General features: G+C 39.3%; 3 protein-coding genes. All 3 read right to left on the bottom strand.

Features of this window, described 5'->3' with window-relative positions:
• Positions 1-73 precede the first annotated feature (73 nt).
• The 3 genes from HYN56_RS15540 to HYN56_RS15550 are packed head-to-tail and all read right to left on the bottom strand — an operon-like array spanning position 74 to position 14,572.
• Positions 74-2,002, bottom strand: a complete 1,929-nt coding sequence (locus HYN56_RS15540) for an OmpA family protein (RefSeq protein WP_109193010.1) — start codon at positions 2,000-2,002, stop codon at positions 74-76.
• Between the two features lie 12 nt (positions 2,003-2,014).
• The gene (locus tag HYN56_RS15545; RefSeq protein ID WP_109193011.1) at positions 2,015-2,938 is read right to left on the bottom strand and encodes a PorP/SprF family type IX secretion system membrane protein; all 924 of its coding nucleotides are present in this window, start codon (positions 2,936-2,938) and stop codon (positions 2,015-2,017) included.
• Between the two features lie 54 nt (positions 2,939-2,992).
• Positions 2,993-14,572, bottom strand: a complete 11,580-nt coding sequence (locus HYN56_RS15550; RefSeq protein WP_109193012.1) for a PKD domain-containing protein — start codon at positions 14,570-14,572, stop codon at positions 2,993-2,995.
• Positions 14,573-14,766 lie beyond the last annotated feature (194 nt).

Below are 14,766 nucleotides of genomic sequence, written 5' to 3' on the forward strand. Positions count from 1 at the left end.
CAATACTAAAATTATTTCATCTGTTCTCTCGAGTCCAAATTCTAAATTCATTTTTAGATTATAAAATCTGAAGTTACATCTTCGTGATGATGAATTCGCTTCTTCGGTTCATTTGATGTTGTGTATATGTACAAGGAACTCCGTTTGAGCAATTATTGATTAGTTGTGTTTCTCCGTAACCAATGGCGCTTTCGATTCTTTCTGCTGCAACTCCCTGCGAAATTAGATAATCTCTTGTGGCTTTTGCTCTTCTGTCAGACAGTTCTAAGTTGTATTGATCGTTGGCTCGGGAATCTGTATGAGATTCAATTTTGATGACTACATTGTTGTACTGATGCATTAAGAGAACGACTTTATTTAGTTCTATTGCAGCATCATAGCGAATATCTGATTTGTCTAAATCAAAGAAAATAATGCCGATTTTTATTTTTAAGACACCATTTTCACGAGCGATTAAAGCTGGATCTAAACCAATTAAGGCTTCGGTTTTTCCGGAACTGTTTGCTGTTACAATAGCCTTAGTATTGCTGTTATAATTCTCTTTTGAGACTTCAACGGTATAAGCAGTATTACAATTTACATTGTTGTTAAAATCGTATTTTCCGTCCAGCTGCGAAACAGTTTCGGCTACTTTTATTCCGTTGGCATTTTTTAAAGTTACCATTGCACCAGAAATTCTATTGTTGGAAATAGCATCAAAAACATAACCGCTTATAGCTTGGTTGCACGATCTTTCGAAAGCGTAAATATCATCATCGCCTTTTCCTGTTTTTCTGTTGGAACAAACAAAACCTTTATTGGTTGCTTCGTTAACGATATAACCAAAATCGTCCCGATTACTGTTTAATGGCGCGCCTAAGTTTGCAGGAATATCAAAAATACCATCATTTATTCGACTTTCAAAAACATCGAGACCTCCTAAACCCAAAAATCCATCAGATGAAAAATAGAGTGCCTGATCGGTAATGTAGGGAAACATTTCGCGTCCGGTTGTGTTTATTTTCTCTCCCAAATTTTTTGGCGTTGAAAATTGATTATTGCCTAAAATATCTACTACGAAAATATCTGTAGAACCAATTGTACCCGGCATATCCGAAACAAAATAGAGCTTTTTACCATCTTTACTTACCGAAGGATGTCCAACAGAATAATTATCGCTGTTAAAAGGCAGTTCTTTTATGTCTTTCCAGGAAACCGTACCATTACTGTTTTCTGTTGCTGTAGCAGAAAAAATTTTGAGATTATTGATGCCTTTGCTGTCGCGTTTTAGTTTTCCGTTGTAATTGTTTCGGGTAAAATAAATCGTTTTTTCATCGGGAGAAAAGGCAATACAGGCTTCATGATACTTTGTGGTAATATCTTTTCCAAAACGCTCTTTAAAAGTAACATTAGACTGTGTTTCGCTTATTTTTCCCAATTGCATATTTAAGTATGGCTGATCATTCCATCCGTATTTATTTGTTTTCCAATACGAAGAATCGACAGTAGTAGAGTAGACCAGATCGCCTTTGTAATACATCGGACCAAAATCAGAATAGGCAGAATTGATTTCGAGATTTTCAAGAAGAAAAGAAGGTTTTATATTTTCGATATCTTCTAAAGTGACATTTTTAAGAGAAAAGTTTTTTGCTCTCGCATCGGTTGATTTTTGTTTTTCGGCGAAAGCCTTCATCCATTTTTTTGCCAGTTCATAGTTTTGAATTCCCTGTAAGGACTGTGCATAACGAAATAGATATTCGGCAGAAACCTCGTTTGGATATTCAGCAATCAGTTTTCCATACCATTTTGAGGCACTTGTCATTTTGGTATTAAAATAATAGGCATCTCCAAGACGCTGCATTATTTCTTTTGAAGTATCTCCATTGCTGATTGAAAGCTCATAGGATTTTGAAGCTTCAACATAATACATCTTATCAAAAAGAGCATCGGCAGTTTTGTTTTTGGTTTGTGAATAAATCAGCTGTACAACCAATAATGCGAGTATAGTAATTGTTCTTTTCATAGACTATCCGTATTAGAAGAATCTTGGTGATTTTAATCCTTTTTTGCGTGAAACCAGTTCAAAACGAAGCATGATTTCATGCGTGCCACTGTTGTAGTTCTGCAATGCTGTTGTGGTATAATCATAAGCATATCCAGCCATAATCATTGGAGTGATTTGGATTCCAATAAGTCCGCTTACCGAATCCGAAGTACGGTAAGAAGCTCCCAGTGTTAATGCATTGTTGAACATAAAATTGGCAGAGAAATCGGCAATAAGAGGAGCGCCGGCAACATATTTGACCAAAACGGCAGGTTTAAATTTAGTATGTGCGGAAAGATCAAAAACAATTCCTCCAATAAGATACAAGTGCATTCTTTCGTTAACCAGATCATCGGCAATATCATCGTAAGTATAACGCTCTCGGGTCATAAAATTAGGAACAGAAAGTCCGATATAATCTCGTTCGCCGTGCCAGTATAATCCGGCTCCGACAACGGGAAGGAATTTGTTCGTAATATTTTCGCGAAATTGTACATCGGGATCTTTATGGCTTCCTTTGGACCAATCGATATTGATCACGCGTCCGCCTCCTTTTATTCCAAATGAAAGTTTATGAGATTCACCGGATTTTATGGTATAAGAGAAATTGGCATCTAAGTATTGTTCTTCTGTTGGTCCGATTTCTTCATTTACAATCGAAATTCCAAGGCCGACATTTTTGCCGACCGGCGTATCCAGTGTAAAACTTTGAGTATCTGGCGCGCCTTCAAGACCAACCCATTGTGTTCTGTAAATTCCTGTTATTGCCAAGTGCCCCAGCGACCCCGCATAAGCAGAGTTTACCGTGAGTGTATTGTACATGTACTGCGTATATTGCGGGTCTTGCTGTGCAAAGGCTCCATATACCGAGAATAGAGTGAGTAGCGCGAAAACCTTTTTTATATTTTTAATCATAGCCAATTTATTTTGGTTAATCCTATTCTTAAATTTTTGTTTTTCCGTATGAATTTATTTCAGATAAAGCCATCCGGAGGTTTTTTTAGATCCATCTCCTAAATCAAGAATATAGAAATAGGTGCCTTCAGGAAGTGTTTTTGAAGAATTTTCTTCTTTACCATCCCAGGTATTATTGTAGCCTTTTTTATAGTAAACCAGATTACCCCAACGGTTAAAGATCTCGAGTTGATTGTCTGGATATCTGTCAATGCAATCAATGTAGAAGAAGTCGTTCTGACCGTCATCATTTGGTGAAAACTCGTTGTAAATTTTCAGACAGTTTGGTGAAACAGTAGCGCTGTCCTGATTATTTGTCGAATTGGTATCAATCTGATCCAGTTTTGTTAAATGAGCTGTATTCAGATAATCATTAAAATCAATAACCTTGACAGTAAGAGTCAGTGTTTGTAAAGTTCCGGTGTTGATCGACGGAATATTCCAAATTCCTGTTTTAGGATCATACGTTCCTGATGTTACAGTTGAACTTACGAATGAATATCCTTTTGGCAACACATCCTGAACTTCTACATTTGTGGCAGTTAAATTACCGAGATTTTCAGCAGTTATCGTAAAAGTTACCTGAGTATCCATTGGAACATCTGTTTTATCTACTTCTTTGTTGATGGCAATATCAGTAGAAGGGATGTTGATGGATTCAGAATCTTCGTCGTCTTCACTTTGATCTCCATTATCGTTATTTGGCGTTGAATCCGGATCAAACTGGTTGCTCGCTGTAACCTGGGTTATATTGACATAATCGACACTTTCCAGCCCAAGCGGATTGGCAACAGTGGCTTGATAAGTCAATGTGATTCCGCCTACAGGAACGGTTAAGTTTACCCATTTGATGGTATTCAGACTAAAAATACCGCCATTGTTAATGCTCGAAATATTCTTGTAACCAAGCGGAATAATGTCCTCAACTGCTACTCCTGTTGCGGTACTTGGTCCTTCATTGTTAAGCTGTAGCGTAAATGTTACGACTTCATTTACGTTTGCGTTTTTATTGCTGACCGTTTTTTCCAGACTTAAATCGGCTACGGCAACATTGATGGTTAAGCTGTCGTAATCGTCTTCTGTTATAACACCGTTATTTGGAGTTGAATCCGGATCGGGCAGGTTGCTGGCAATGACTTCAGTTACATTTGTATATTCATTTGCAGTTCCCGATGGCGGATTGACGCGAGTGTAGATATCAACCGACTGATCGGTTCCGTTAGCAATATTACCAACATTCCAAACTCCTGTAATATAATTATACAAACCGCTGGTTGGACTGCTGGTTAAATAAGTAAATCCGGCCGGAAGCAAATCTTTAACCATCACGCCACTTGCATTGGCAGGACCATCATTTTTGACTGTAACAGTAAAAATAACGGTTGCTCCAACATCATAAACATTATTTTGGTTTAATGCCGTTTTAGTGATCGATAAATCTGCCATCACGATAACTGGCGTAACCGAAATACTATCATAATCATCTTCTGTAGTCACTCCATTTCCAGGAGTACTATCAGGGTCAAATTGATCCGAAGTCATCACCTCGGCAATATTTAAGTATTCATCTGGTGTACCGGTTGGGCTTTTGACGTTAACATTTAGCAATAAGGTATGACTGTTTCCAGGCAGAATAATTCCCGGATTCCATTCGCCGGTGGCACGGTCATAGGCTCCCGAAGTAGAATTATAAAATATATATTCATATCCGGAAGGAAGAATATCTTTTACCGTAACTCCTGTAGCAATACTCGGACCTGAGTTGGTTACTGTAATAGAAAATGTAATTTGTGATCCCACGTTTGGTGTTAGAATATTGTTAATTACTCTTTTTTCAATAGAAAGGTCAGCTACAGCAGGGACAGGAGTTAACAGTACAGAACTAATATCGTCTTCTCCGCTAACATTATTATTTGGCGTTGAATCGGGATCCAGTTCATTTGAAGCATAAACTTCAGCTACATTTTGATAAACTCCGGTCGTATTAACTTTTGCGCCTATCAATAAAGATTCTGAAGCTCCGTTTGGAATGGTTCCAATATCCCAAATTCCTGTTGTATTATAGTATTGTCCGGCTGTCGAACTGTAAACTACATATTCGTAACCGCTTGGTAAAAGGTCTTTAACCTGTACACCTGTCGCGTTTTGCGGACCGCTGTTTGTTACGGTAATTTCAAAAGTAATTGTAGCTCCAAATATTGGACTCAAATTACCTCCAACGACGGCTTTTACCAGAGAGAGATCGGCCATAGGGACTACTGGTGAAGTTGAAACACTTGCATAATCGTCTTCTGTAGTAACTCCGTTATTTGGTGTTGAATTTGGATCCGGAAGACTGCTGGCAGTAACTTCTGCAGTATTTAAGTAATTTCCAGTCGCATTTACAATAGCGGTTAACTGTAGTGTCTGAGAATCTCCATTTACTAAAGAACCAATAATCCACTTTCCTGTAGTGTTGTTGTAAGTTCCTTTTGTTGCCGTAAAACCACTAAAGGTATATCCAGATGGCAATAAATCGGTAACTTCAACTCCAGTAGCATTTTGTGGACCATTATTAGAAATGACAATCTCAAAAGTTACCGATGAGCCTATTAACGGTGTAGCATTATTTACTGTTTTAGTTAAAGATAAATCTGCCGATTGTCCTAAAGGAGCTGTTGTAGCTGTTCCGTAATCGTTCTCAGTTGGAACTCCATTGTTTGGTGTTGAGTTTGGATCCGGTAAACTGCTGGCGGTTACTTCGGCAGTATTTACGTAATTTCCTGTCGGATTCACAATAGCAGTTATTCTTAAGACTTGCGAATCTCCATTTAAGAACGAACCAATTGTCCATTTTCCGGTTACGGCATTGTAAAGACCTTTTGTTGCGCTGTAATTCACAAAAGTATATCCAGTAGGAAGTAAGTCTGTTATTTCAACTCCGGTTGTGTTCTGCGGACCATTATTAGTTGTAATTATTTCAAAAATAACAGGAGAACCGACTAATGGTGTTGGATTATTTACTGTTTTAGTTAAAGCTAAATCTGCTGCCTGAGCATTTGCAGTAACTGTTGCTGTTGCATAATCATCTTCTGTAGTAACACCGTTGTTTGGAGTCGAGTCAGGATCGGGTAGTGCGCTTGCGGTTACTTCTGCTACGTTTAGATAATTCCCTGTTGGATTTACTACTGCGAAAATTTGTAATGTTTCTGATTTTCCGTTAATCAAATTACCAATCGTCCATAAACCTGTTGTTGGATTATAAGTTCCTGTAGAAATAGTAAAATTCGAATAGGTATAACCGTTTGGAAGTAAATCGGTAACAGTTACACCTGAAGTATCCTGTGGACCGTTATTGGTTACAACTACTTCAAAAGTAATCAATGAACCAACCAACGGATTAGCATTGTTAACGGTTTTAGTTAAAGATAAATCTGCGGATTGTGCTGTTGGTGTTATCGTAGCTGTTGCATAATCATTTTCTGTAGGAACACCATTGTTTGGAGTTGAGTTTGGATCAGGAAGATTCGCTGCGGTAACTTCTGCAATATTTAAATAATCTCCTGAGGCATTTACTAACGCAGTAACTTGTAAGGTTTCGGATTCTCCATTAGCCAAATTGCCAATATTCCATAAACCTGTTATTGAATTATAAGTTCCCGTAGAAACAGTGAAGCTGCTAAAGGTATAACCAGAAGGCAATAAATCGGTTATTTGAACACCTGTGTTGTCTTGCGGTCCATTATTGGTTACAACAACTGCAAAAGTCACAGGAGATCCGGCTAATGGAGTACTATTGTTTACTGTTTTAGTCAATGACAGGTCAGAGGATTGCGCTGTAGGCGTTGTAGTAACTTCTGCATAATCGTCTTCTGTTGTGATTCCGTTATTAGGAGTAGAATCAGGATCAGGCTGACTGCTGGCTGTTATTTCGGCGCTATTCGTATAATTTCCTGTTGCATTGACTAAGGCTGTTATCTGTAAAGTATGATTTGATGCAATTGGCATGTTTCCAATTGTCCAAATTCCTGTTACCGCATCATAACTTCCGGCTGTTGCCGTGTAAGATACATAATTGTAACCGGTAGGAAGTAAATCAGTTACTGCTACATTATCAGTTGCTTGCGGCCCGGCGTTGTTTATCTGAAGACTAAAAGTTACCTGAGAGCCTACAAGCGGAGTAGTATTATTTACAGTTTTAGTTAATGATAAATCGGACGAGGTTGCAATTGGTGTTGTTGTAGCTTCAGCGTAGTCGTCTTCTGTTGTGATTCCGTTATTAGGAGTAGAATCAGGATCAGGCTGACTGCTGGCTGTTATTTCGGCAGTATTGGTATAATTTCCTGTTGCATTGACTAAGGCAGTAATTTGTAAAGTATGATTTGATGCAATTGGCATACTTCCGATAGTCCAAACTCCTGTTGCTACATCATAACTTCCGGCTGTTGCCGTGTAAGATTGATAAGTGTAGCCTGAAGGTAATAAATCGGTCACTGCAACATTGTCTGTTGCTTGTGGTCCCGCATTGTTTACCTGAAGGTTGAAAATTACTTGTGAACCTACAAGTGGAGTAGCATTATTTACTGTTTTAGTTAATGATAAATCGGATGAGGTTGCAATTGGTGTTGTTGTAGCTTCAGCGTAGTCGTCTTCTGTTGTGATTCCGTTATTAGGAGTAGAATCAGGATCAGGCTGACTGCTGGCTGTTATTTCGGCGCTATTCGTATAATTTCCTGTTGCATTGACTAAGGCTGTTATCTGTAAAGTATAAGAATCTGAAATCGGCATGTTTCCAACATCCCAAATTCCGTTTGCAGGAATATAACTTCCTGTTGTTGCGCTGTACGACACATAAGTATAGCCCGAAGGAAGTAAGTCGGTAACAATAACGCCGTTTGCTTCCTGAGGTCCAGAGTTTGTTACCTGAATACTAAATGTTACTAAAGAACCTACAAGCGGCGTCGGATTGCTTACTGTTTTAGTTAAAGATAAATCAGCTGAGGTTGGAACCGGAACTGTTGTAGCTTCCGCGTAATCATCTTCTGTTGTGATTCCGTTATTTGGAGTAGAATTCGGATCCGGAAGATTTGCTCCCGTAATTTCAGCAGTATTAGTGTAATCACCAGTTGGATTTACTCTTGCTACAATTTGTAGTGTTTCTGAATCACCGGTTACTAAATTACCCACATTCCAAATTCCCGTCGTAGTGTCGTAAGTTCCTGTAGAAACTGTAAAGCCTGTAAAAGTATAGCCTGACGGAAGAACATCTGTTGCCTGAACGCCAAAGTTATCCTGTGGGCCATTATTGGTTACAACAATTTCAAAAGTAACAAGTGAACCTACCAAAGGAGCTGAAGTATTCACCGTTTTAGTCAAAGACAAATCTGAAGATTGCTGGATAGGAATAGTGGTAGCGGTTCCATAATCATCTTCTGTCGGAATTCCGTTGTTTGGAGTCGAATCAGGATCAGGATTATCACTATTGGTCACTTCAGCAACATTGTTGTAATCACCAGTAGGGTTTACAATTGCATTGATTTGTAATGTTTCAGATTCACTACTTTCTAATATATCTAAAGTCCATAAACCGGTAGTACTGTCATAAGTTCCACTTGTTGCATTAAAGCTGGTAAAAGTATAACCGGAAGGTAATAAATCGGTTACCTGAACAAGAGCAGTATCCTGAGGCCCGCTATTTGTGGTTATAATGGTAAATGTTACGATAGAACCAACTAATGGAGCAGGATTACTGACTGTTTTAGTCAAAGATAAGTCTGCGGATGGAGGTATAGGAGTTACAACAGCATTATCTTCATCATCTTCACTCTGATCTCCGTCATCATTGTTTGGCGTACTGTCGGGATCAGGAAGATTACTGGCTGTAACTTGTGTTACATTGAGATAATCGCCTGAAGGAAGTACTTTAACATCCAAAATAAGAGATTCTGAAACCCCAACATCAACTGTACCAACATTCCAGACTCCTGTAGTACTGTCGTATAAACCGGCAGAAGAACTGTAATTTACATATTGAAAACCAGAAGGCAGTAAATCGGTTACCTGAACTCCTGTTGCATTGTTAGGTCCGTCATTTTTAATGATAAGTTCAAAGGAAATCTGACTACCTACTACAGGACTGGTATTGCCTGCCACAACATTTTTAACTAATGATAAGTCAGCAGAAGGGCCTATAAAAGTGATTTCGGCATTATCCTGATCATCTTCAGAAGCTACATTGTTGTTTGGAGTAGAATCCGGGTCTGGTAAATCACTGGCTGTTATTTGTGCAATGTTCAGATAATTTCCCAACGGATTAACAAGTGCACTGAAAGTTAAGTTAATATTTGAGTTTGCCGGCAAGTATAAATCTTTCCATTCTAAAGTAGCAGTTGCAACCTGATAAGTACCTCCGGTTGAAACTGATCCCGGAATGAGTGTGTAGCCAACCGGAATTACATCCTGAACATCAACACCGGTTGCATTTCCGGGGCCTCTGTTTAATACATTTAAAGTGAAATCTACTTGTTGTCCAGCTGCAGCAGAAGTTGGCGTTACGCTTTTTGTTAGTTCTAAATCAGCTTGTTTTAGCGAAACAGTTGCACTGGCCATGTCATCTTCTGGTAATCCGTTTCCGGGTGTACTGTCAGGATCAAGCTGTTTTGCAGTTTCGACTTCTGCGATATTGATGTAGTCATTTACGTTTGAAACAACATTCACTTTGGCTGTAATCTGTAAGGCAAGCGAATTTCCGTTATTCAGATTTCCAACATTCCAGATTCCTGTAGTACTATTGTATTTTCCGGCGCCATTATCACTTACATAAGTATAGCCTGGAGGCAATTGATCTGAAACTGTAATTCCTGTGGCATTATTAGGTCCGCTATTGGTAACTCTAATGGTAAATATAACATTATCGTTAATACTTACTGTTGCAGGGGAAACTGTTTTTTGTAAAGATAAATCGGCAACGTCTAATATTATTGACGCATCGTCCTGATCGTCTTCAGTAGCTATGTTATTGTTTGGCGTGCTATCAGGATCAAATTGGTCAGAAGCAATGATTTCGGCATTATTTACATAGTTTCCTGTAGTTTTGATAACAGCCTGAAAAGTCAGATTTACTCTGCCTCCAACAGGAACGGTAAGATTGTTCCACGTTACAGTATTGTCACCTACATTGTAAATTCCAGCGAGATTCACAGATCCCGGTACTATAGTATAGCCCGACGGAATATAATCACGGACAGAAACTCCTGTAGCATTTACAGTGCCGCCTAAAGAGTTATTATTGAAAATTTGAAGGTTGAATGTTACTACATCTCCGGCGCTTCCTGTAACAGGATTAACTGTTTTAGTCAATTCAAGATCGGCCACAGATAAAATGGTTAAATTCATAGTGTCTGATGAAACGGCGCAATTTCCGTTACTTACTGTCCATTCTAAAACATATATTCCGGAAACTGTTCCCGTTACTGTAGTAGTTGGAGATGTTGCATCTGTAAAACCTACAATACTTGGCCCCGAAACCTGAGTCCATTCTCCTGTACCAACTATAGGTGTACTGGCGTTCATATTTACAGGTGAGAATTGAGGAATAATCTGATTAGGACCTGCATTTGCCGTAGAAGGTAAATCATAAATAGTAATAATAACCCTATCCTCAGAAATACATCCCGTTGTTGCAATAGTCCAGCTAAACTCATAAGTTCCGGCGATTAATTGTAATATTAATGAATTTGGATTGTTTGGTGATGCTATTGTAGCAGTATTTGGTCCCGAAATCTGAGTCCATGTTCCTATACCAATAACTGGTGCATTGGCAGCCATAGTTACAGAAGCTGTATCACATAATTCCTGATCAGGTCCTGCATTTGCTACAGTTGGAGGATCATCGTTAAAAGTTATATCTACAGTATCTGAAGAAGGCTGGCATAGAGATGGACTCGTAAAAGGGCCATTTGTAACCGTCCATGCTAAAGTATAAGTTCCTAAAACAGTAACATTTGAAAGCGTTGTAACCGGACTGTTAGGGCTATCTATTACAGCCGAGGCTCCCGCAGGCTGGTTAGTAATAGTCCATGTTCCAATTCCAACAGTTGGAGCTGTTGCTGCTGTCTGATAAGTAGTTTGACAGGCCACAGCATCATCTGGTCCTGCGTTGGCAGTGCTTGGCGCTTCATTCATTACAATTCGAACCACATCTGATAATGTTCTGCAAGACTGACTTTCGAAAACCCATTCTAAAACATAAAGACCTGGAACAGTTAAGTTTGACAGCGTGCTTGTTGGTGAATTGGGAGTATTGATTGTTGCTACACTTCCTGTAGGTTGATAAACAAATCGCCATTCTGCTGTTGTTACATCTACTGGCGGACTATTTCCAGCTAAAGTGGTGGTTCCTGCAACATCAGAAATGCAAAGTGTTTGGTCTGGCCCTGCATCGGGATCAATACTTGCACCGCTGAAAATAGAAATATTTACCAAATCAGATGAACCAGGACAAGTACTGCCATCAGGAAATGTTGTAGAAGTCGTGGTATAAGTAAAAACATAATTGTTCCCAGGAACTACAGTAGCATTTGCAATATAACTGTTGGAAGGTGATTGCGTTATGGTCACATCTGCAGGATTTCCGGTAGTACTGGTAAGTGTCCAGGTTCCGGTTGAGTTTTCATTTCCTTTTAATTGAACACTGCTTACATCGCAATAAGACTGATCTGTTCCCGCATTTGCAGTTGGAGTTACGACAACAATCATATCATCAAAAGAACCTGAACATAAAAAGATACTTTTAGCTGTTATCGTCCATCTAAAAGTGTAAGTACCGGTTACAAGTCCATTAATTACAGTATTAGGATTAGAAGGATCGACAATTGTTGGCTGGTTTGGCGCACCTGTCAAAACAGACCATTGACCTGCTTCAAAAAAACTATCATAAGTACTTCCTGCCATTGTTACACTTGTATTATTACATACATTTTGATCGGGTCCTGCAACAGCCTGATGAGGTGGAATTCCTATTGTTAAATTGACATCATCAAAAGCTTCACCGCAGACTTCCGCATCTACCGTCCATCTAAATATATAATAACCGCTATAGGTAAAGGTAAATACAGCATTGGGATCATGTATATCGCTAATAGTATAGCTTCCAACGCCCGAAATTCTGGTCCAGGTTCCAACAGCACCGCTGCTTGCCGTTGCGGCCATTGTTATTGTATTGCCGCAAATTTCCTGGTCTGGGCCTGCGTTTGCCGCTGGTGGCGTATCAGCAATGGTAACAGATACGTCACTTGTATTTGGTGCGCAAAGCCTGGTTATGGATTGAATAGCCCAGGTAAAAACATAAGTTCCATTGCCTGGGACAGTTACTAAAGTATTAGGATCACTGGAATCTGCGAAAACGACTCCGGCAGATGGAGTAACAGACCATAGACCAATTTCAAAAACCCCCGGAGTATTACCACTGAGATTAAAAGATATAGTACCGGCAGGATAACAAGCATCCGAACCTGCATCGGACGTCGATGAGGCTGTAGAATTGTTGGTTATAATGGTGACTGTGTCTGATATTGCCGAACTACAAGATGGGCCAGGATGCAGGTAGGATACAGTCCATTGTAATTCATATTGAGATGTATTTGTAATAAAACCTGTTGCTACAGCATTGGGATCATTCACATTTGAAAATGAAATCGTATTAGGTCCCGAAATCTGGCTCCAAGTACCAATTTCACCGCTCTGAACAGGTGTTGCAGCAAGTGTTACTTGAGAATTTGCGCAAACGACTTCATTGGGGCCTGCATCTGTTGTTCCCAAAGTGCTGTCAGAAACATAAATAGTGACGGTTGAAATAGAAAAACCACAAGTAGCACCACCGCCTTTTGTAATATATTCAAAAACATAAGTTCCCGGAATGAGACCTGTTACCTGAGTATCTACGGCAAAATTATCGGCAATTGTTGCCTCATTCGGACCACTAAGCTGACTCCAAAAATGCATTCCGTCTCCAGTGATAACACCGGATAACATTGTACTCGTATCACCGCAGGGTAAACTAACGTCGGATCCTGCATTTGAAGGTGTCGGATCTCCTGAAACTATAATATTTAAGGTATCAAAACCATAATCACAACCAATGGGAAGTGTTCCGTTTTGACTTCTGATAAATTCAACCGTATATTCCCCCGATTCGGTAAGGGTTAAGGTTAATGAATTGCCGACATTTTGCAATGCAGTTGGAAAAGGTGCCAATGGAGAAGTACTTGGACCACTTACGATTCGATATTGATTTACTCCTGTTCCAGTAACGGTAAGCGGAATTGTAAACACCGTTGCGTTACAGCTTCCTGCAATATCATTACCATTATTGGCTATAATAGTTCTGGTCGCCCCATTGTACTGAATATTGTAATCTTTGGTAAAAACACAGCCTGTGTTACTGTTGGTTAGCGTATATCTGAATTTATAAGGATCACCAGAATCTGAAATACCAGTTATTAATGTTGTCGGATTTGTGGGTGATACGATTGTCGCAGTAGCTCCGCTAATTTGTGTCCATTGAACGGTTTCTCCTGCATACAAAGGAGTTTGCGCTACTAAAGTGACTTGAGTAATGGTATTATCGCAAAAGAAAATATCTTCATCACCACCAGGAAGAGTTGTCACATCCTGCGTTGCAGCAGGAACATTAATAACAACTAAATCATTGCCCGAGGCACAAGGCCCTGTAACAGTCCATCTAAAGGTATAAGTTCCCTGAACAAGGTTAGAAACCTGTGTATTGTTTGAACCCGGACTTCCAATCGTTGGTGTGTTGGGGCCACTTACAAAGGTCCATTGACCATTTTGTCCGTTAAGACCGCAACCTCCATAAGCTCCGGTAAGATTCGTAGATTGTGTTGTGGTATAACAATTACTTAAAGTTTGATCCGGGCCTGCAGAAACTGGCGTAACACCACCATAATTCGTTACTGTAATTTGAGAAGTTGTTCTACAACGTTGTCCCGGAGCATATTCGGGACCTTCAATAACCCATTGCAAGGTAGTGGTTCCGCAGCTTGTTGCCGGAAGATTTATAGTTGAGGTTGGTAAATTAGGAAAATTAATAACAACTCCGGCATTATTAGCGCCCACTATTTCCCAATAGCCTGTTTCTCCTGTGTTTTGAGGAGCATTTGCGGTAATAGACAGATTTCCGGAACTGTTTGGACAACTCGTAATATTTCCGCCTGCGTTGGCAATTGTAATGGGTTGCACATTGACAACCTTATCCTGATAGGCTAAAATTCCGTCACCACAGGTTGCGCTATATCTAAAGATATAGGTGTTTCCTCCTGTATAGCCAGTTATAATGGTGCTTGGACTATTTGGAGTATCAATAACAACTGCCGGGCCTGAAATTTGTGTCCATAATACATTGCCTATAATAGGAGAAGGATTATTTCCGGTTAAAACCAATGCATCGGTTTCGCAAATGGTGACGTTAAGTACTCCGGCATTTACGGTACAATTTTGAGCACCTATTTTACTAATATGTAAAACCAATAAAATAAATGCTAAAAAGAGCTTTTTGGAAAAATTTCTAAAAATCGGGGAAACGTAAAATTGAGCCATAAGCAATCAGAATAAAAAAGGTGGATGCTGATATTTTTGAAAGCAACCTTATATTAATAAATTGGGTTATGTATTAATTCGGAGTGAGGTTAAGAAAAAACTATGGGGTACTTCAAAATTAACGAATGTAGGCTATAAGGTTAGCTGTTTCGATGTTGCATATTATAAAATGAAACAAGAAAACAGGTATTGAA

The sequence above is a fragment of the Flavobacterium crocinum genome (assembly GCF_003122385.1).
GTDB classification, from domain to species: Bacteria; Bacteroidota; Bacteroidia; order Flavobacteriales; family Flavobacteriaceae; genus Flavobacterium; species Flavobacterium crocinum.